20 protein-coding genes are annotated in these 18,792 nt (G+C 61.9%); 16 read left to right on the forward strand and 4 right to left on the reverse strand.

Going from position 1 to position 18,792, the window contains the following annotated elements; translation table 11 throughout:
• Positions 1-270: 270 nt before the first annotated feature.
• The 3 genes from AC0L2X_RS03620 to AC0L2X_RS03630 all read left to right on the forward strand — a co-directional run bounded on the left by AC0L2X_RS03620 (position 271) and on the right by AC0L2X_RS03630 (position 3,141).
• Positions 271-513, forward strand: a complete 243-nt coding sequence (locus AC0L2X_RS03620; RefSeq protein ID WP_473554810.1) for a GIY-YIG nuclease family protein — start codon at positions 271-273, stop codon at positions 511-513.
• A 135-nt stretch (positions 514-648) separates the two neighbouring features.
• Entirely contained in the window at positions 649-1,845 is a 1,197-nt protein-coding gene (locus AC0L2X_RS03625; protein WP_473554520.1) for a porin, read from the forward strand.
• 237 nt (positions 1,846-2,082) lie between these two features.
• Entirely contained in the window at positions 2,083-3,141 is a 1,059-nt protein-coding gene (locus AC0L2X_RS03630) for a tyrosine-type recombinase/integrase (RefSeq protein WP_473554811.1), read from the forward strand.
• A gap of 337 nt (positions 3,142-3,478) precedes the next feature.
• Here AC0L2X_RS03630 and AC0L2X_RS03635 read toward each other — a convergent pair whose 3' ends face one another.
• Positions 3,479-4,366 carry an alpha/beta fold hydrolase gene (locus AC0L2X_RS03635; protein ID WP_473554523.1) on the reverse strand — a complete coding sequence of 296 codons (888 nt, stop codon included), beginning with the start codon at positions 4,364-4,366 and terminating at the stop codon, positions 3,479-3,481.
• Between the two features lie 220 nt (positions 4,367-4,586).
• On the reverse strand, positions 4,587-6,626 hold the full coding sequence (locus AC0L2X_RS03640) for a lytic transglycosylase domain-containing protein (protein WP_473554813.1): 2,040 nt from the start codon (positions 6,624-6,626) through the stop codon (positions 4,587-4,589).
• A gap of 226 nt (positions 6,627-6,852) precedes the next feature.
• Here AC0L2X_RS03640 and dapA point away from each other — a divergent pair, with 226 nt between their 5' ends.
• The 4 genes from dapA to AC0L2X_RS03660 all read left to right on the forward strand — a co-directional run bounded on the left by dapA (position 6,853) and on the right by AC0L2X_RS03660 (position 9,695).
• The gene (gene dapA, locus AC0L2X_RS03645; protein ID WP_473554525.1) at positions 6,853-7,734 is read left to right on the forward strand and encodes a 4-hydroxy-tetrahydrodipicolinate synthase; all 882 of its coding nucleotides are present in this window, start codon (positions 6,853-6,855) and stop codon (positions 7,732-7,734) included.
• Between the two features lie 25 nt (positions 7,735-7,759).
• Positions 7,760-8,239, forward strand: coding sequence for an SsrA-binding protein SmpB (gene smpB / locus AC0L2X_RS03650; RefSeq protein WP_023768487.1), 480 nt, complete (start codon positions 7,760-7,762; stop codon positions 8,237-8,239).
• A 100-nt stretch (positions 8,240-8,339) separates the two neighbouring features.
• Positions 8,340-9,068, forward strand: coding sequence for a GH25 family lysozyme (locus tag AC0L2X_RS03655; protein ID WP_473554527.1), 729 nt, complete (start codon positions 8,340-8,342; stop codon positions 9,066-9,068).
• A gap of 330 nt (positions 9,069-9,398) precedes the next feature.
• Positions 9,399-9,695 carry a hypothetical protein gene (locus AC0L2X_RS03660; RefSeq protein ID WP_473554530.1) on the forward strand — a complete coding sequence of 99 codons (297 nt, stop codon included), beginning with the start codon at positions 9,399-9,401 and terminating at the stop codon, positions 9,693-9,695.
• A gap of 26 nt (positions 9,696-9,721) precedes the next feature.
• On the opposite strand, the gene AC0L2X_RS03665 is transcribed toward AC0L2X_RS03660, so the two are convergent.
• Both AC0L2X_RS03665 and AC0L2X_RS03670 read right to left on the reverse strand, forming a co-directional pair.
• On the reverse strand, positions 9,722-10,399 hold the full coding sequence (locus tag AC0L2X_RS03665; RefSeq protein WP_352490895.1) for a uracil-DNA glycosylase: 678 nt from the start codon (positions 10,397-10,399) through the stop codon (positions 9,722-9,724).
• The gene (locus tag AC0L2X_RS03670; protein ID WP_023677774.1) at positions 10,396-10,977 is read right to left on the reverse strand and encodes a LabA-like NYN domain-containing protein; all 582 of its coding nucleotides are present in this window, start codon (positions 10,975-10,977) and stop codon (positions 10,396-10,398) included. The genes AC0L2X_RS03665 and AC0L2X_RS03670 overlap by 4 nt, the downstream gene beginning before the upstream one ends.
• Before the next feature lie 279 nt (positions 10,978-11,256).
• On the opposite strand from AC0L2X_RS03670, the gene rpoZ reads away from it, so the two are divergent.
• The 9 genes from rpoZ to era all read left to right on the forward strand — a co-directional run bounded on the left by rpoZ (position 11,257) and on the right by era (position 18,781).
• On the forward strand, positions 11,257-11,658 hold the full coding sequence (rpoZ, locus tag AC0L2X_RS03675; RefSeq protein WP_473554533.1) for a DNA-directed RNA polymerase subunit omega: 402 nt from the start codon (positions 11,257-11,259) through the stop codon (positions 11,656-11,658).
• Positions 11,659-11,769: 111 nt separating this feature from the next.
• Entirely contained in the window at positions 11,770-13,998 is a 2,229-nt protein-coding gene (locus tag AC0L2X_RS03680) for a RelA/SpoT family protein (RefSeq protein ID WP_023719889.1), read from the forward strand.
• A 108-nt stretch (positions 13,999-14,106) separates the two neighbouring features.
• Positions 14,107-14,685, forward strand: a complete 579-nt coding sequence (pyrE, locus tag AC0L2X_RS03685; RefSeq protein WP_473554536.1) for an orotate phosphoribosyltransferase — start codon at positions 14,107-14,109, stop codon at positions 14,683-14,685.
• Positions 14,686-14,698: 13 nt separating this feature from the next.
• Positions 14,699-15,079, forward strand: coding sequence for a VOC family protein (locus AC0L2X_RS03690; RefSeq protein ID WP_473554538.1), 381 nt, complete (start codon positions 14,699-14,701; stop codon positions 15,077-15,079).
• Between the two features lie 230 nt (positions 15,080-15,309).
• The gene (locus AC0L2X_RS03695) at positions 15,310-15,891 is read left to right on the forward strand and encodes a DUF2062 domain-containing protein (RefSeq protein ID WP_473554541.1); all 582 of its coding nucleotides are present in this window, start codon (positions 15,310-15,312) and stop codon (positions 15,889-15,891) included.
• Complete coding sequence (acpS, locus tag AC0L2X_RS03700) at positions 15,888-16,301, forward strand: holo-ACP synthase (RefSeq protein WP_473554543.1); 414 nt, start codon at positions 15,888-15,890, stop codon at positions 16,299-16,301. The genes AC0L2X_RS03695 and acpS overlap by 4 nt, the downstream gene beginning before the upstream one ends.
• A 77-nt stretch (positions 16,302-16,378) precedes the next feature.
• On the forward strand, positions 16,379-17,128 hold the full coding sequence (lepB, locus tag AC0L2X_RS03705; protein WP_352566173.1) for a signal peptidase I: 750 nt from the start codon (positions 16,379-16,381) through the stop codon (positions 17,126-17,128).
• Positions 17,129-17,132: 4 nt separating this feature from the next.
• On the forward strand, positions 17,133-17,858 hold the full coding sequence (gene rnc / locus AC0L2X_RS03710) for a ribonuclease III (protein ID WP_352566175.1): 726 nt from the start codon (positions 17,133-17,135) through the stop codon (positions 17,856-17,858).
• On the forward strand, positions 17,855-18,781 hold the full coding sequence (gene era / locus AC0L2X_RS03715) for a GTPase Era (protein ID WP_352862668.1): 927 nt from the start codon (positions 17,855-17,857) through the stop codon (positions 18,779-18,781). Before rnc ends, era begins: the two co-directional genes overlap by 4 nt.
• Positions 18,782-18,792: the final 11 nt, after the last annotated feature.

Raw genomic sequence — 18,792 nt, forward strand, 5'->3', positions numbered from 1 at the left:
CTTCGCAGGACAAGTCCAGCGAAACCCTCTCCGCGTGAAGCAGGATGCCCTCCGAAGCCGTAGCGAAGGAGGGCCGCTAGCCCCGAAAACCCCCGCTGCGCGCTTCGCAGGACAAGTCCAGCGAAACCCTCTCCGCGTGAAGCAGGATGCCCTCCGAAGCCGTAGCGAAGGAGGGCCGCAACCTCTTGGAACGCTTGCAAAATCAGGTTGGCATATCTTTCCTTGCGAAGAAGGATGTACTCCGATGCCTTCGCGAGGGAGGGCCGGTTCGTGTGGTATGTGTACCTGCTGGAAAGCAAGAGCGCGGAAGGCGAGCGCTATATCGGTGTGACCTCGGACCTGAAGCGACGGATCGCCGAGCACAACGCCGGAAAATCCAGCCACACGTCCAAATTCCTGCCGTGGCGGGTCGTGACCTGTATCGCCTTCTCGAACCAATCCAAGGCGACTTCATTCGAGCGTTATCTCAAATCCGGTTCCGGGCATGCTTTTGCCAGCAAACGCCTCTGGTGAACATCTGCGGCCGCTCACGTGATCGTACAAAAATCAACGATTTTCCGAAAATAACAACGCAATCTCAGCTACTTACTACAGAAACACACGGCGCCAACTCCGCTCTTTTGTTCGATTCTGACTGGAGGTCAGAAAATGAACATCAAGAGCCTGCTTCTCGGCTCCGCTGCGGCACTGATCGCAGTTTCCGGTGCGCGCGCCGCCGACGCCGTCGTCGTCGCCGAGCCGGAACCCGCTGAATACGTCAAGATCTGCGACGTCTACGGCGCTGGCTACTACTACATCCCCGGCACCGAAATCTGCCTGCGCATCGGCGGCTATGTCCGCTATGACATCGGCGTTGGCCAGGCTGGCTCGTTCGACGGCGCCAGGTACCAGGACCTGTTGGATGCCTTGAATGGTGAAGACAACGTCAACGACGGCTACTACAAGCAGGCTCGCTTCACGCTGAGGACCTATACCGGCCAGGAAACCGAGATGGGCACCTTGAAGACCTACACCGAGACCCGCTTCAACTGGGGAACCGGTTATCATTCCGTCGCCGGTTTCGACACTCCCTTCTCCAGCTTTGGCAGCAGAGGCGTTTCGCTGAACTTCGCCTGGATCCAGCTTGGTGGTCTCCGCGTCGGTAAGGACGAAACAGCCTTCAATACGTTCACCGGCTACGCCGGCAACGTCATCCAGGATACGATCGTTCCCTACGGCGGCTTCGACACCAACGTCGTCCAGTACTACTTCGATGCCGGCAACGGCTTCTCGGCCGTGGCTTCGTTGGAAACCGGTGAAGGCTTTATCCTTAACAGCGCCAATACTGCCCTCAATCTCGGTCACGACTCGGTCGACAGCTACGTCCCGTATGTCGTCGGCGGCGTGAAGTACACGCAGGGCTGGGGCTCCATCAGCGGTGTTGTTGCCTATGACAGCAGCCTGGAAGAATGGGCCGGCAAGGTTCGCCTCGACGTGACGCCGATGCAGAACCTGTCGCTGTTCTTGATGGCCGGCTACGGCACTGACGACAATCTCCCGCGCAACTTCTACAAGCAGTGGGGCGGTAACTGGGCAGTCTGGGGTGGTGGCACTTACACCATCAACGAGAAGACCTCGTTCAACCTCCAGGTGTCGTATGATGAAGCCAAGGAAGCTGGTGTCGCGGCCAATATCGCCTACGACATCGTTCCCGGCTTCACGATTACGGCCGAAGTGGACTATGCCCATAACGATCATCACATCGATAGCGACTCGCTGCCCGGTTATGAATACAACTGGACCGGCATCCCGGGCGACAAGAAGGACGCCATCGGCGGCATGCTCCGCTTCCAGCGCTCGTTCTAAGGGCTGGACTTAAAGCAAGTGAAATCCAGCCCGGGCGCTTAAACGCCCGGGCTGTTTTGTTTTCGCGACTGGTAGCAAACAGAAGGAAAAGGGGGTTCGGTAGCTGAACAGGGTTGTGGAACGATGTCGTTGGGATCCGCCACTGGTGGATGAAATCGGCCGCAACGCTTAAAACTCTTGAAAGGGCACCGCCAAGCAGGTAGGTCTAGGCCTATCCACTCGGGGGTGTGGCGAATAATGACGAACGATGCGATTCAAGAGGGAGGAACCTCTGATCATTTTTCGATGTTTTCTTCTCAAACTGCAAAAATAAAATACAGTTATAACAAGATACGAGAAGTAAAGTCGCATAGGATCGGAGAACTGTTTTCAGTATACCGGGACATACTTTGGGATGATGGGCGGCACAAATACAATGTCAGCTCCTTCATCGGCGAAATAGACGAGATTCTCCTTGGGGAGCGTTTCAGCGCTTTCGACCAAAGCACCCTCGACAACCTTATCGGTACCTTGCGCCAGCGCGGCAACAGCAATGCAACCATCAACCGGAAGATGGCTGCCCTCAGCAAACTGCTGCGCAAGGCTCACAAGATGGGGGATATCCACAGCCTGCCCGAGTTCCGCCGCCAGAAGGAGCGGGCGGGACGGATTCGTTTCCTCGAAAGAGACGAGGAGGCCCGGCTGTTCGCCGCCATCAAGAGCCGCAGCGAGGACGCTTATCGGCTTTCCGTCTTTCTCGTCGACACCGGCTGCCGCCTCGGCGAAGCGCTGGGCTTGATCTGGAACGATATCCAGGAGCACCGCGTCAGTTTCTGGATCACCAAATCCGGCCGCAGTCGTACCATCCCGATGACCGAGCGGGTAAAAGAGGTGATCAAGCTGCCGGCCACCGAGGGCCGCCGGCCCAAGGGCCCGTTCACCAAGCTCAGCCAGGCGCAGTTTCGCGCCATCTGGAACGATGCCAAGGCCGAGGTCGGGCTTGGCGCCGACGATCAGGTCGTGCCGCATATATTGCGCCATACTTGCGCCTCGCGTCTCGTCCAGGGCGGCATCGATATCAGGCGCGTGCAGATGTGGCTCGGCCATCAGACGCTGTCGATGACCATGCGTTACGCCCATCTGGCCACCAACGACCTGGACGGCTGCGTTACCGTGCTGGAGACGCCGCGGTGCAGTGGCGCGGACAGCGGCGGCGCAAGCGCTTTGTCTTCTCCACCTCCGGCAAGGCGAGAGCCAAAAAGCGAGCCGGCCCCAAGCAAGGCCCCAAAGCCCGCGAAGAGAAGCGCCAAATCCTGACGGTTTGGGTGGATCTGGCATTGGGTTTCAGGGCAGTTGCTTCAGGTTAGTGCTGCCCCTCATTGCCCTGCCGGGCATTTCTCCCCGTATAGTGACGGGGAGAAAGGCGCCCTTGCGAAAGATTTCGCTAATCCCCAGCGTTGCAAGAAAGTCGCCGTCGTTGCGGCCAGCCCCTTCTCCCCGTCCCTACGGGGAGAAGGTGCCGGCAGGCGGATGAGGGGCAGCGCCGACATCGATGAAATAATTTCACCGCTAACTCCAATGGAACTGTCAATGTCCGTCGGAATGCTTTGACCGGCGCAAAACTAGCGCGTGAATTACTTCACTCGGTCGAGCGTTACTTCCCACCTCGTCGCTCCGCCCGATCGAAAAAGTCAGCGATCCTGTCCGGCAGGCTGCCGGCCTCCAGAAACGGAGCATGCCCCTGGCCCTCGACTGTGATCGTCTCGATATCGGTATGACGCGTCCGCATCTGCTCGAGCGTTTCGGCGGACAGCAGCTTCGAGTTGGCGCCGCATATGACGAGCAAGGGGATCGCGGTCAGTGCGTCGAACTGCGGCCAAAGATCGGGCAGCGGCTGGGTGAGGTCTAGGCCCGCCAGCGTCTCAACCAGTCTCGGGTCGAAATCAGGCAAAAATCCCTCCTCGGTCTTGCGGTAGAGGGCTGACGCCATCCGCTCCCAATCCGCATCTGTCAGCGCCGAAAAATCCGCGCCATGGGTGCTGCGTAGGTCGCGGACCACCTCTGCGTACGTCTTCGGCGTGGGCGCGGGGTCGAGATAGGAGCGGATATGGGCGAGACCTTGCGCCTCGATCACCGGGCCGATGTCGTTGAGGACGATGGCCTTCAGCACGGCCGGCCGCATCGCCCCGAGCACATGGATGATCAATCCACCGCGCGATGTGCCGATGAAGGCAGCCTGCTCGATGCCAAGTGCTGCCAGCCCGGCGAGAATATCGCCGGCTTCGATGCCGACAGTGTAATGGCCGATATCGGCATCGTAGGCGGATTGCCCACGCCCGCGATAGTCGAAAGCAACAACCTTACGCCTCGCCTGCGTCGACAGATAAAGCGCCAAATCGTGAAAATCACGGCAATTGCGGGTCAGGCCGGGAAGGCAAACGACTGGCCAGCGGCCGGAATTCGCTTCGCCGTAGATGCGGGCGTGCAGGGACAGCCCGTCCGGCGCGGCGTAGAAGAAATCGGAGAAGCCTTGGCTTGCCATGGTGTTCCCTTGCCTCGTCCGGGTCGTTTCCGACAGCTACAGGTGGGACGAGACTAGCTTCCCCTTCTCCCCTTGTGGGAGAAGGTGGCCGAGCGAAGCTCGGTCGGATGAGGGGTGTTCCAGCTTGGCACCGCCGGCACTCCGGCCAACACCCCTCAACCGTCTCGGCGCTGCGCGCCGATCCACCTTCTCCCACAAGGGGAGAAGGAAAGGAATGTCGTCACCCCCGGCCGTTCACCAGATCTCCGACGATATCGTACTTGCCGGAGATACGCATCTTGTAGACCTCGTAATTCTCCATCACGCGCTGAACGTAACTTCTTGTTTCCGTATAGGGAATCCGCTCGATCCAGTCGACGACGGCGTCGACGTCCTTGCCGCGCGGATCGCCGTATTTCGCCACCCATTGGGCGGCGCGGGTAGGACCGGCATTGTAGCCGGCGAAGGTCAGCACGTAGGAGCCGTCGAAACGGCCGAGCTGCTCGCCGAGAAAGGCGGCGCCCAGTGTTGCATTGTAGCCGGCATCGGTGGTCAGCCGGGCTTGAGAAAAAGTCATGCCGGCCTTCTTCGCCAATTGCTTGGCCGTGCCCGGCATCAGTTGCAGCAGCCCGCGCGCGCCGGCGCTGGAGACGGCGCCGATGTTGAACTCGCTTTCCTGGCGGGCAATCGCATAGGCCAGCGCCTTGCCCGAGCCGGAGACGTTGGCGGTGTCGGGAATGACGCCGAGCGGATGCGACAGCGCGCCGACATCGATGCCGCGGGCGCCGGCGATCTTGCCGACCTTCAGCGCCATGAAGTGGTTGCCTTGTCTTTCCGCGAGCGCCGCAAGCAGCGCCAGTTCGCCGGGGCTGTTCAACTGCCCGGCGAGGTCGCGGTAGAGCGTCTCGGCATAGCGGTCATAGCCGGCCTCCTGCAGCCGCTTGATGGCGCCGACCGCCTCGCGGGCGGCAAAATTCTGGCGGTCGGCGGCACTTGGCTGTGGGTAGACGATATTGAGGGTCTGCCGGCCGACGCGCTCGCCGGCAAGCTGGCCGTAAAAGGTCGTGCCGTAGCTGGCGGCACGGCTGAAATAATCCTTGGCACTGCCGGGGCCGCCGAGTTCGGCGGCGCGGCCGAGCCAATAATAGGCGCGCGACAGCGACATCGGCCCTTGGGCGAGCTCCGCGATTCGCGCAAAATGCTTGGCGGCGATGCTCGGGTCGTTGAGGCCGCGCAGCGCGTACCAGCCGGCATGGAATTCCGCCTCGGCAGCATTGGCGGGACTTTCGGCAGCATGCGCGGCGACTATTCTGTAGGCGGTCTTCATGTCGCCCTGGTCGACCAGCTCGCGCGACAGCACCCGGCGTTCGACCCACCAGGCATCCGGATCGACCAGAGCGTCACGGTCGCCCGGCGCCTTCATCACCAGCGCGGCGGCGTCGGTAAATTTCCGTTGCTTGCGCAGATATTCGGCTTCGGCAAAGAGATAGCCGGCCGCCCGCTGCGCTGCCGGCACCGCCTTCAGCAGCTTGGCCGCGTTCTTGTCGCCTTTGGTGACTGCCGCCCAGGCATCGGCCAATTGCTGGGCGCCGGCGAGATCGGCGACGCGCAGCGCCGAAGCGACCCGGTCGGCATAAAACATGCGCTCCATGCGGAAGCGATGGTCGGCGGCCGGGATCAGCCCGCCGAACTCGCGGATGACCGCCGCCTCGTCCCTGGCTTCGAGCTTTTCGCTGCGCCAGAACGGCGACAGCACCGAGCGCGCTGCCTTGGTATCGCCCAGCACTACATAGGAGCGAGCCAGGATCACCACGCCCTCGAAGGTCAGCGGCTGGCTGCCGTCGAACGCCCGCACCACGACTTGTGGCGCCGGGTTCTCGCGATAGAGCGCACGCTCGCTGTTCTTGCGCAAGGCGATCGTACCCGGCCAGTTCGGCAGCATCTTCGCGGCATCGGCGATGTCGCCGCTCGGCACCTGGTCGCCGCCATAGAGCGCAATCGCCCAGGCAAGGATGTGCCGGTCGAGCGACTTGGCCGGCAGCGCCTCGCGCACCTGGCGCGCGCGCTGAATGTCGCTTGCCGCCAGCGCGTCGAGACCGCTCTTCAGCACCGCGACGTTGGCGGATGGCGACGGGGACTGCTGCAGCGCATCGTTCTGCGGCTCCGTCATCGGGATCGCCGACGTGACCTGCACATCGACGCTGCTGCCGATCGCGGCGCCGGGGATCAGCACAACGATCGCGCCGATAAGTGCGAAAAGATGCGGCCGCCTGATCGGCATGGATTTGGTCATCCCCGTTCTTCGAGGCTACAACTGGCACAGATGAACTGCAGCCTATTCGTCTGTGATGAAGGGCCCGTAAAGAAAACCTTATCGAGGTCGTTCGAATTGCAATTGCTGGCGCAATGCTTGCCGCGCAACAATGTCGAGACTATGGTGCGCCGCTTCGCTTTCGGCTAGAAGGCGCGCACGACAAAACCGACAGGTCCCAAGGAGTTGGACGACTATGCTGAGAGGCTCGCTGACCGCGCTCGTCACACCGTTCGAAAAGAGCGGCCGTTTCGACGAGAAAGCCTTTCGCGCGTTCATCGCCTGGCAGATTGCCGAAGGCACGACGGGCGTGGTCCCGGTTGGCACCACCGGCGAGTCGCCGACGCTGTCGCATGACGAGCACCGCCAGGTCGTCAAGGTTTGCATCGAGGTCGCCAAGGGCCGGGTTCCGGTCGTCGCCGGCGCTGGCTCCAACAACACCGACGAGGCGGTCGGCCTGGTCCAGTATGCCGAGAAGGCGGGCGCCGACGCGGCCCTTGTCGTCACGCCCTATTACAACAGACCGACGCAGCGCGGCCTCTATGCGCATTTCGCCGCCGTCGCCAAGGCAACCAGCCTGCCGATCATCATCTACAACATTCCACCGCGCTCGGTGGTCGACATGAGCCCGGAGACGATGGGGCAATTGGTGCACGACTTCAAGAACATCGTCGGCGTCAAGGATGCCACCGGCAAGGTCGAGCGGGTTTCGGAGCAGCGCGCCACCTGCGGCAAGGATTTCATCCAGCTCTCCGGCGAAGACGCCTCGGCGCTCGGCTTCAACGCGCATGGCGGCGTCGGCTGTATCTCGGTGACGGCAAATGTCGCGCCCAGGCTTTGCGCTGAATTCCAGGAGGCAACGCTTTCCGGTGACAGCGCCAAGGCGCTCGACCTGCAGGACAGTCTGTTGCCGCTGCACAAGGCGATTTTCATGGAGCCCGGCGTTTCCGGCGCGAAATATGCGCTGTCGAAGCTGGGTAAGGTCGAGAATGTGCTGCGCTCGCCGCTGATGACGGTCGAGCCGTCGACCGCCGAGAAGATCGACGCCGCGATGAAGCACGCAGGCTTGATAAACTAGGGATGAGGCGCCACCTCTCCGCATCATGAATCAAGTCAGAAAAGCCGATCCCAACAACAAGACCGTTGCGGAAAACCGCAAGGCGCGATTTTCCTATGAGGTGCTCGACACGATCGAGGCCGGCCTGGTGCTGACTGGTACAGAAGTGAAATCGCTGCGCCAGGGCCAGGCCAATATCCAGGACAGCTACGCCTCGGTCGAGGGCGGCGAGATCTGGCTGATCAACTCCTATTTGCCAGAATACCTGCAGGCCAACCGCTTCAACCACGAGCCGCGCCGCCGCCGCAAACTCCTGCTCAACAAGCGCGAGATGGCCAAGCTGGCGCAAAGCGTCGATCGCGAAGGCATGACGCTGGTGCCGCTGAAGATCTACTTCAACGACCAGGGCCGTGCCAAGCTGCTGCTCGCCGTTGGCCGCGGCAAGAAACTGCACGACAAGCGCGAGACCGAAAAGCAGCGCGACTGGTCGCGTGAGAAGGGCCGGCTGCTGAAGGAGCGAGGGTGAGAAGCGGTCCGCGAAGCGGAGCCAACGATTTGGCTTTTCGAGCGACGAGCGCCCGAAGCCATAGCGGCGGGCAGGGCGGACCAAAAGGGATAGGTCTCATTTGAAAAACCGGATCGTCTTATGGGGCGCGGCAGGTTTGCTCCTGGCGGGCCTCGTCCTGGCCGGCGGCTATACCTACTTCCAGACGTTTTCTCCGGACCGCGGCAAATATCCGGTCAGGGGCATCGACGTTTCCCATCATCAGCGGCAGATCGACTGGCGGCGTGTTGCCGCCGACGATGTCGCCTTCGCCGTGATCAAGGCGACGGAGGGCGGCGACCATGTCGACGATGCCTTCGCCGCCAATTTGCGCGCGGCCCGCGCCGCCGGCCTTGCCGTCGGTGCCTATCATTTCTTCACCTTCTGCAGACCGGGTGCGGATCAGGCACGCAATTTCATCTCGGTGGTGCCACACGATCAGCCTTTGCTGCCGCCGGTGGTAGACATCGAGTTCGGCGGCAATTGCCCGCAGCGGCCAACTCCCGAACAGCTGAGCGCCGAACTCTCCGCCTTCCTCGGCCCGGTCGAGGCGGCGTTCGGCAAGACGGCGATCCTCTATGTGACCGACGAGGCGGCGCAAGCCTATGCCGGGCAGCTAGCCGGCCGCCCGCGCTGGCTGCGTTCGCTGGCGCTGCGGCCGGACCATGACGACTGGATCTACTGGCAGTACCACAACCGGGGCCGCGTCGACGGCATCAGCGGCGACGTCGACCTGAACGTTCTCCAGGGCGGACCTGCGACGCTGGCCGCGTTGTTTGCCGCGGCGCCTGGAGCGATGTCGTCGAATTGACGCTATTCCTGTCCAACGAGAGCACCCTCGATGGCACGAAGACAGAGCGACGAAGCCTTCCCATGTAGCTATTCATATCGCGGGCGGCGCCGTACTAAGTGCATTTGATGCCGGAGCGCCCCTCATCAACCAATGACAGCAACGCCCCGCCTGCTGCGACGGACGGCGGCGACCCCCGCCTGGCATTTGTCTATGCGGAGGCGGTGGTGGCCTCCAACACCAGCAGGGCGTGGTTGAAAGTCTCAATGCGCGCGCCGGCAATCTGATCTTCGCAACCGCGTTCGCGAGTTCTCTCCTTGGAGGCAGGGCGCTCCTGGATGGCGTAGGGCCTTGGGACTGGCTGGCGCTGACATTGCTTCTTCTTATCGGACTGCTGGTCGCGATTATGGTGTGGCCATATTATACTATACGTTCCGTTTCGATCCAGAGAAGCTGCTCCAGGACTTCGTCGATCAGCACCCTCCCGCAACCATGGACGGGATGCACCGAGCGCTTGCGCTGCGCATCAAATCCGACATGGCCAGCAATTGGCGGATCATCCAACGCCTGCGCGTTGCGCTGCAGCTTGCACTGTTTCTGTGGTTGCTGGACATCCTGGCCTGGTTGTTCGCGATTGCCCGAATCTAGGGCTTGCCGGCGGGCCTCGTCCGACTCTATGTCTTCAGAAAAGTTTCTATCTGACTGAAGACATTGACGAACATCGCTTCCGTCAACACGCCGGTATTGGTGTTGTAGCGCGAGCAATGATAGCTGGAAAACAGCGTGATGCCATTGGCCTGCTGCTGCCCACCATGCCGGAACGGAAAGGCGGCGACGCGCTGGCCGAGCGCCCGCACGGTCGACTGGTGCGCGATCGAGCCCAGCGCCAGCACAGCGCGCAGGTTTGGAAACCGCGCAATCGTCGGTACCAGGAACGTCCGGCAGGTCGCTATCTCGGCGCCAACCGGCTTGTTATCCGGCGGCACGCAGCGCACCGCATTGGTAATCGCCGTACCGACAAGCTCCAGCCCGTCATCTGGTCGCGCTTTGAATTCGCCGCGCGCAAAGCCGTGCGCGATCAGCGTGTTGTAGAGCAGGTCACCGGCAAAATCTCCGGTGAAGGGGCGCCCGGTCCGGTTTGCCCCGCGCAGACCAGGCGCCAGCCCGACGATCAGCAGACGCACCGCATCCTCGCCTTCCGGCGGCAAAAAGGTCGGCACCGGCGCGTTGAACCAGGACGGCTCGCGCCGCCGCCACTCGGCGATGAAGTCGTGCAGCCGCGGGCAGAGCGGGCAATCGCGATCGGGTTCGGGCGAGACGACCAGAGGCGCGGTCAAGGCAACGACCGTCAATAGTCTTCCTCGTCGACTTCGGCCGGCTCGGGCCGACGCACCGGCCGCTCCGAGGGATCGCGGCCGACTTCATTCTTGAGCGTCATCAAGTCGATGAAATGGTCGGCCTGACGGCGCAGATCGTCGGAGATCATCGGCGGCTGCGAGGCCATGGTCGAGACGATCGACACCTTGCGCCCGCGCCGCTGTAGCGCCTCGACCAGCGTGCGGAAATCGCCGTCGCCCGAAAAGATTACATAATGGTCGACGACATCGGCAAGCTCGAGCGCATCGACGGTCAGCTCGATATCCATATTGCCCTTGATCTTGCGCCGGCCGGTCGAGTCGGTGAATTCCTTGGCCGGTTTGGTCACCACCTTGAAGCCGTTATAGTCGAGCCAGTCGATCAGCGGCCGTATCGAGGAGTATTCCTGATCCTCGACTAGCGCGGTGTAGTAATAAGCGCGCAGCAGATAGCCGCGTTTCTGGAAGCTCGCCAGAAGTTTGCGGTAGTCGATGTCAAAGCCCAGCGCGCGCGAGGTGGCGTAGAGATTTGCACCGTCGATAAAGAGAGCGATTTTTTCACGAGGATCGAACATGGAAAAATGTCCTTTTTCGAAATAAACGGTCGTCTAAATGCGTGGCTACTATCGACCGGTCTGATAATAGACCTGTCGGCCTTCATCGTTCGAGATAACGCCAGTTTTACGGCAATCCAAGGCACCATGCCGCACCGCAAGCAATTGTGATCGGCGCTGTGTCGTCGCAGGCGGCCCGCGTCAGAGCTGCGCACCGCCATAAAAGCTTGTATTTTGGCGGCGTTCGGGTTATGGACCGCGCCTGTTTTCCATCAATTCCAGGCATGAAAGGGGCAACTCATGGCCCGCGTAACCGTTGAAGATTGCATCGACAAGGTCGACAACCGCTTCGAGCTGGTGCTCCTGGCCGGCCACCGCGCCCGTCAGATCAGCCAGGGCGCGCAGATCACCGTACCGCGCGACAACGACAAGAACCCGGTCGTTGCGCTCCGCGAAATCGCCGAAGAGACGCTGTCGCCGGACGACCTCAAGGAAGATCTCATCCATTCGCTGCAGAAGCATGTCGAGGTCGATGAACCGGAAGCCGATGGCGAGGCGATTGCCGACCAGACCGGCAGCGCCGTTGTGGCCACCGATGCCGACGACGGCGAGGACAACGTCACCTTCGATCGCATGACCGAAGAAGACCTGTTGGCCGGCATCGAGGGCCTGGTGCCACCAGAAAAAAGCGACGATTATTGATCTTAGCGACAACTGCCGACACTTTCGCGTCGGCAGTTTCGTGGCTATCTATGACATGCGCCGTACGCCAGTGCGGCGCATGATTCATTTCAGCATTGCGAGATCCCGCCCATGATGCGGCAGTATGAGCTTGTCGAGCGCGTGCAGCGCTACAAGCCTGACGTCAACGAGGCGCTGCTCAACAAGGCGTATGTCTACGCCATGCAGAAGCATGGCCACCAGAAGCGTGCCTCCGGCGATCCCTATTTCTCGCATCCGCTCGAAGTCGCCGCCATCCTCACCGAAATGCACATGGACGAGGCGACGATTGCTGTTGCCTTGCTGCACGACACGATCGAGGACACCACGGCGACCAGGGCCGAGATCGACGAATTGTTCGGCCCGGAAATGGGCAAGCTGGTCGAAGGCTTGACCAAGCTGAAGAAGCTCGACCTCGTCTCGAAAAAGGCCGAGCAGGCGGAGAACCTGCGCAAGCTGTTGCTGGCGATCTCGGAAGACGTGCGCGTGCTTCTGGTCAAGCTCGCCGACCGCCTGCACAATATGCGCACCCTCGACCATGTGCCGGAAGCCAAGCGCCTGCGCATTGCCGAAGAGACGATGGACATCTATGCGCCGCTGGCCGGCCGCATGGGCATGCAAGGCATGCGCGAGGAGCTGGAAGAGATTGCCTTCCGCTTCATCAATCCGGAAGCCTACCGCGCCGTCACCGCACGGCTCGCCGAAATCTTCGAGCGCAACAAGGGCGTGCTGTCCGAGATCGAGAAGGCGCTCTCCACGCTGTTCGACAAATACTCGATCAAGGCCGAGGTCAAGAGCCGGCAGAAGAAGCCGTGGTCGGTATTCCGCAAGATGGAGGCCAAGGCGCTGTCGTTCGAGCAGCTGTCCGACATTTTCGGCTTCCGCGTCGTTGTCGAGACGGTCGAGGACTGTTACCGCGCGCTCGGCGCCATCCACACCACCTGGTCGATGGTGCCCGGCCGCTTCAAGGATTACATCTCGACGCCGAAGCAGAACGACTACCGCTCGATCCACACCACCATCGTCGGCCCGTCGCGCCAGCGCGTCGAATTGCAGATCCGCACCTACCAGATGAACAAGATCGCCGAATACGGCGTCGCCGCTCACTCGATCTATAAGGATACCGGCGGCAAGATGAACGGCGCCGCCCATGCGATCTCGAAGGAGACCAATGCCTATGCGTGGCTGCGCCGCACCATCGAGCAGCTTGCCGAAGGCGACAATCCCGAGGACTTCCTCGAAAACACCAAGCTGGAACTGTTCCAGGACCAGGTATTCTGCTTTACGCCGAAGGGCATGCTGATCGCGCTGCCGCGCGGCGCCACGCCGATCGACTTTGCCTATGCCGTCCACACCGATGTCGGCGACACTTGCGTCGGCGCCAAGGTCAATGGCCGCATCATGCCGCTGATGACGGAGCTGAAGAACGGCGACGAGGTCGAGATCATCCGCTCAAAGGCGCAGGTGCCGCCGGCGGCGTGGGAATCGGTGGTCGTTACCGGCAAGGCGCGCTCGGCCATCCGCCGCGCCACCAAGAACGCTATCCGCAAGCAATATTCGGGTCTCGGTATCCGAATTCTGGAGCGCGCCTTCGAACGGTCCGGCAAGACCTTTACCAAGGAAAATCTGAAGCCGGTGCTGCACCGGCTGGCGCGCAAGGATATCGAGGATGTGCTGGCCTCGGTCGGCCGTGGCGAACTTGCCTCCACCGATGTCATGAAGGCGGTGTTTCCCGACTACAAGGACGAGCGCGTCACGCTGGTCGCGCCCAAGCAGCGCGAGGAGGGTTGGTCGAAGATCCGCAACGCCGCCGGCATGCTGTTCCAGATTCCGGGCCGCGCCGCGCGCAAGGACAAGAACCAGCCGCGCGACGACGCGGTGCCGATCCGCGGCGTGCGCGGCGATCTGCCGGTGCGCTTCGCGCCGGAAGGGGCAGTGCCTGGCGACCGCATTGTCGGCATCGTGCAGCCGGGAACCGGTATCACCATCTATCCGATCCAGTCGCCGGCGCTGCAGGCCTTTGACGACCAGCCCGAGCGCTGGATCGACGTGCGCTGGGATATTGACGAGCGCACCAAGGAGCGGTTCCCGGCGCGCGTCTCTGTCACCGCCATCAACGCACCGGGTTCGCTCGCCGACATTGCACAAGTCGTCGCATCCAACGACGCCAATATCCACACGTTGTCGATGGTGCGCACGGCGCCCGATTTCACCGAAATGCTTATCGATCTCGAAGTGTGGGACCTCAAGCACTTGAACCGGCTGCTGTCGCAGCTAAAGGACAATTCGAGCGTCAGCGATGCAAGGCGCGTGAATGGGTGAATAGTGAATAGTGAATAGTGAATAGTGAATAGTGAATAGTTAAAGAGGGTGCTCTCACTACCATTCACCATTCACCATTCACCATTCACCATGGACATGGGGCGAACAATGAATACCGACGAAGTGCTGGGCATTTTCCGCGAGGCCGGCGCCGTTCTCGAAGGGCATTTCATCCTGACGTCGGGCCTGCGCAGCCCGGTCTTCCTGCAAAAGGCGCGCGTTTTCATGCATGCCGACAAGACCGAGCGCTTGTGCAAGGCGCTGGCCGAAAAGATTCGCGCTGGCGTGCCCGGCAGGATCGACTACGTCGTCGGTCCGGCAATCGGCGGGCTGATCCCGGCCTATGAGACCTCGCGCCATCTTGGTGTGCCCGCGATCTGGGTCGAGCGGGAAGGGGGCGAATTCAGGCTGCGTCGTTTCGAGATCCCCAAAGGATCGCGCGTTGTCATTGTCGAGGACATCGTCACCACCGGCCTGTCGATCCGCGAGACCATCGACTGCCTGCGCGGCCTTGGCGCCGAGGTCGTTGCCGCCGCATGCATCATCGACCGCTCGGCCGGCAAGAACGATGTCGGCGTGCCGCTGATCGCGCTCGCCGAATATGAAGTTCCGGCCTATCCGGCCGACAGGCTGCCGCCCGAACTCGCCGCCATACCGGCGATCAAGCCCGGCAGCCGCAATATATGACGGAGGCGCTGCCGTGATTGCCGGCATCGATCATTTCGTGCTGACAGTTCGTTCGGTGGACGATACCTGCGCCTTCTATCAGCGCGTGCTTGGCTTCGAGCGCCTCGACGAGCCGGACCGACCAACGGCGCTGCTGTTTGGAACGCAAAAGGTCAATGTGCATCAGGTCGGGCGTACCTTCGAGCCGAAGGCCAAGGCGCCGACGCCGGGTTCCGGAGATTTCTGCTTGATTGCTGCCCGTCCGCTCGCCGAGATATGTGCCAGCCTCGCCGCCAATGGCGTGGTGATAGAAGTCGGCCCGGTCGAGCGTGCCGGCGCTCGTGGCGCGATGATATCGGTCTATTTCCGCGACCCGGACGGCAACCTCGTCGAGGTCAGCGAATATCGATGCTAAGCGGCGCTCCTTAAATTCGCCGCGATCATACCCTGTTCAGAACGGCGATACCCAGGGCTGGCGCGACCGGCCACCGAGCGGATGCCCTCGGCCTCGTTGTTCTTCGGCCAGCGCATCGCTATATCAACGTCGTAGTTGCTTTTCGGCGACCGCAGAGCGCAGCATGGGCTGTCGCGCCTGGCTGGAAAAGCCGGCGTGAAGCCATCGATGGAACTAGGAACAGGAACAGAGTGCTTTTTCGACGGCGCAAGCCTGATGCTTTTTTCGAGCGGGTGCGTACTTATTTGTGGCCGCGCCGCTCGTTCTCGCGCTCGCTGCGGTATTTTTCCAAGCGCATCCTGCGGCTTAGGGCCACGCCGCACGCAGTGGCCGCTGGTGTTGCGGCGGGCGTATTCGCGTCGTTTTTCCCGCTTGGCTTCCACTTCATCATTGCTGCCATCCTGTGCTGGCTGATCGCCGGCAATCTGGTCGCGGCAGCACTCGGCACGGTCTTCGGTAATCCCCTGACGTTTCCGCTGCTATGGGCCGCCTCCTGGGAGGTCGGCAAGCTGATCCTGCATGAACACCTGCCGGCGCATGGCCCGCCCGCGCATCTCGGCGACATGCTGCATAATCTTTCCTTTGCGCAGTTGTGGGGGCCGGTGCTGAAGCCGATGACAATCGGCGCAATACCGCTCGGCCTGGCTTTCGGCCTGCTGTTTTACGGCATCACCCGCTGGGGCATGGTCACTTTCCAGGAGCAGCGCCGCAAGCGTCTGGCCGAAAGAGCGGCAAAGGCTGGAAAAACCGGGCCGGAAGTTCCCGCCGAATGATTATCGGTATCGGCAGCGACCTCATCGACATCAGACGCATCGAGAAGTCGCTGGAACGCCATGGCCAGCGCTTTATCCAGCGCATCTACACCGAGATCGAACAGGCGCGCTCCGAAAACCGCGCGGCGCGTGCGGCCTCCTACGCCAAGCGTTTCGCTGCCAAGGAAGCCTGCGCCAAGGCATTGGGCACCGGTATGGCGCAGGGTGTGTTCTGGCGCGACATGGGGGTCGTCAACCTGGCCAGCGGCAAGCCGACCATGGCGCTGACCAACGGGGCGGCAGCGCGGCTGGACGAAATCCTGCCTGAAGGGCACCGCGCCGTAATCCACCTCACCATCACCGATGATTTTCCGCTCGCTCAAGCCTTTGTGATCGTTGAAGCGTTGCCGGTCGAAGAAGCGCCACATTGATTGCATCTGACCACCGGCATGACGTTGCCCAGCGCGCGCCGAGACTCTATACCATCCAACGCACAATCGAGGACGACATGAGCGTGGCTGAAAAAACCCAGAAGAAATCCGGCGGACTTGGCGAAACCGTCAGCGTCATCGTCCAGGCCCTGCTGCTTGCGCTGGTCATCCGCACGCTCCTGTTCCAGCCGTTCTCGATCCCGTCAGGCTCGATGCGGCCGACTTTGCTCGAAGGCGATTATCTCTTCGTCACCAAATGGTCCTACGGCTTCTCCCGCTATTCGCTGCCGTTCGGGCCGAACATCTTTTCGGGCCGCATCTGGGGCTCCGAGCCGAAGCGCGGCGACGTGGTTGTGTTCAAGTTTCCGCCGGATCCTTCCGTCGATTATATCAAGCGCGTCGTCGGCCTGCCGGGCGACAAGATCCAGGTCAAGGATGGCCAGCTCTTCATCAATGACGTAGGCGTGCCGCGCGTCAAGGTCGGGCAGATCGACAACCGCGACATCACCGAGGAGAATGGGCCGGTCGATGTCTATCGCGAGACGCTGCCGAACGGCGTCACTTACGACACGCTCGACCTGACGCAGGCTTCGATCGGCGACAATACCAAAGAGTTCAAGGTGCCGCCCGGTCACTATTTCATGATGGGCGACAATCGCGACAACTCGTCGGACAGCCGCTTCACCGTCGGCTTCGTGCCGGACGAGAATTTGGTCGGCCGCGCCAACCTCATTTTCTTCTCGATCGGCGGCAGCGCCAGCCCGCTCGAAATCTGGAAATGGCCGTCACTGATGCGCGCCTCGCGCCTGTTCCATTTCGTCAATTAGGGCCATGGCGGCGACGAAACGGCTGACCGCCGATGCGCTCGCCGAGGCGCTTAGGGAGCGCACTGGCCACAGTTTTGGCGACCATCAGCGCCTGCAGCGGGCGCTGACCCATGCCAGCGCTCGCGGCAGTCATGCCGGCATCGACTACGAACGTTTCGAATTCCTGGGCGACCGCGTTCTCGGCCTTGTCGTTGCCGATATGCTGCTGGCGGCATTTCCCGACGCCGCCGAGGGTGAGCTGTCGCTGAGATTGAATGCGCTGGTCAACGCGGAGGCCCTGGCGGATATCGCTGAGGAGATTGGCCTGCCGGAACTTATTCGCGCCGGTTCGGACGTACGCGGCCTCGATGGGCGCAAGCGCGTCAATCTGCGCGCCGATGCATTGGAATCGCTGATCGCCGTGCTCTATCTCGACGGCGGGTTGGAAGCGGCCCGTGCTTTCATCCACAAATACTGGCAGCCGCGTTCGCAAGCCATTGACGCCGCCCGTCGCGACGCGAAAACCGAACTCCAGGAATGGGCGCATCAGGCGGCAGGCGCAGTGCCGGTTTACATAATCGACAGCCGCGAGGGACCGGACCACGATCCGCTGTTCACCGTCAGCGTCAAGGTCGGCGCCTATCCGCCGGCGACCGGCAGCGGGCGCTCCAAGCGCGAGGCGGAGCAGGCTGCAGCCGCGGCACTTCTGCAGCGGGAAGGCGTCTGGCTCAATCAAGGGAGTGCCGCATGACCGCCACCGAAGCTCCGGCAACAGAAGCTCCCGCTACCCGCTCCGGCTTCGTCGCGCTGATCGGTGCGCCCAATGCGGGGAAATCGACGCTGGTCAACCAATTGGTCGGCGCCAAGGTGTCGATCGTGACGCACAAGGTGCAGACCACGCGCGCCATCGTGCGCGGCATTGCCACCCACAACAACGCGCAGATCGTCTTCGTCGACACGCCGGGCATATTCAAGCCGAAGCGCCGGCTGGACACCGCGATGGTGACCACAGCCTGGGGCGGTGCCAAGGACGCCGATGTCGTGCTGCTCTTGATCGACGCCGAGCGCGGCATCCGGGGCGATGCCGACGCCATCCTCGAGCGGCTGAAGGATGTCCGGCAGCCGATGGTGTTGATCCTCAACAAGGTCGATCGGGTCAAGCACGAGACGTTGCTGGCATTGTCGGCGGCAGCCAACGAAAGGGTGCCGTTCAAGCGCACCTTCATGGTTTCGGCGCTGACCGGGTCCGGCTGCAAGGACCTGCTCGACTATCTCGCCGAGACCTTGCCGGCCGGCCCCTGGTACTATCCGGAGGACCAGATCTCCGACCTGCCGATGCGCCAGCTCGCGGCCGAGATCACCCGCGAAAAGCTCTATCTCAGGCTGCATCAGGAACTGCCTTATTCGTCCCACATCGAGACCGAGAAATGGGAAGAGAAGAAGGACGGCTCGGTGCGCATCGACCAGACAATCTATGTCGAGCGCGACAGCCAGAAGAAGATCGTGCTCGGCCATAAGGGCGAGACGATCCGCGCCATCGGCCAGGCCGCGCGCATGGAGATCGCAGGCATACTCGAGCAAAAGGTGCACCTCTTCCTGTTCGTCAAGGTGCGCGAGAACTGGGGCGACGATCCCGAGCGCTACCGGGAAATGGGGCTCGAATTTCCGCACTGAGCCTGTTTGGG

Source organism: Mesorhizobium sp. WSM4828, assembly GCF_055811175.1.

What these genes read in the sequence shown, in the direction of transcription:
- rnc (WP_352566175.1), top strand. Translation starts at nt 17,133, where the DNA reads ATGGCGGCGACGAAACGGCTGACCGCCGATGCGCTCGCCGAGGCGCTT.
- AC0L2X_RS03670 (WP_023677774.1), bottom strand. Translation starts at nt 10,977, where the DNA reads ATGTTCGATCCTCGTGAAAAAATCGCTCTCTTTATCGACGGTGCAAAT.
- dapA (WP_473554525.1), top strand. Translation starts at nt 6,853, where the DNA reads ATGCTGAGAGGCTCGCTGACCGCGCTCGTCACACCGTTCGAAAAGAGC.
- acpS (WP_473554543.1), top strand. Translation starts at nt 15,888, where the DNA reads ATGATTATCGGTATCGGCAGCGACCTCATCGACATCAGACGCATCGAG.
- AC0L2X_RS03625 (WP_473554520.1), top strand. Translation starts at nt 649, where the DNA reads ATGAACATCAAGAGCCTGCTTCTCGGCTCCGCTGCGGCACTGATCGCA.
- rpoZ (WP_473554533.1), top strand. Translation starts at nt 11,257, where the DNA reads ATGGCCCGCGTAACCGTTGAAGATTGCATCGACAAGGTCGACAACCGC.
- smpB (WP_023768487.1), top strand. Translation starts at nt 7,760, where the DNA reads ATGAATCAAGTCAGAAAAGCCGATCCCAACAACAAGACCGTTGCGGAA.
- pyrE (WP_473554536.1), top strand. Translation starts at nt 14,107, where the DNA reads ATGAATACCGACGAAGTGCTGGGCATTTTCCGCGAGGCCGGCGCCGTT.
- AC0L2X_RS03640 (WP_473554813.1), bottom strand. Translation starts at nt 6,626, where the DNA reads ATGCCGATCAGGCGGCCGCATCTTTTCGCACTTATCGGCGCGATCGTT.
- lepB (WP_352566173.1), top strand. Translation starts at nt 16,379, where the DNA reads ATGAGCGTGGCTGAAAAAACCCAGAAGAAATCCGGCGGACTTGGCGAA.
- AC0L2X_RS03635 (WP_473554523.1), bottom strand. Translation starts at nt 4,366, where the DNA reads ATGGCAAGCCAAGGCTTCTCCGATTTCTTCTACGCCGCGCCGGACGGG.
- AC0L2X_RS03680 (WP_023719889.1), top strand. Translation starts at nt 11,770, where the DNA reads ATGATGCGGCAGTATGAGCTTGTCGAGCGCGTGCAGCGCTACAAGCCT.
- AC0L2X_RS03630 (WP_473554811.1), top strand. Translation starts at nt 2,083, where the DNA reads ATGACGAACGATGCGATTCAAGAGGGAGGAACCTCTGATCATTTTTCG.
- era (WP_352862668.1), top strand. Translation starts at nt 17,855, where the DNA reads ATGACCGCCACCGAAGCTCCGGCAACAGAAGCTCCCGCTACCCGCTCC.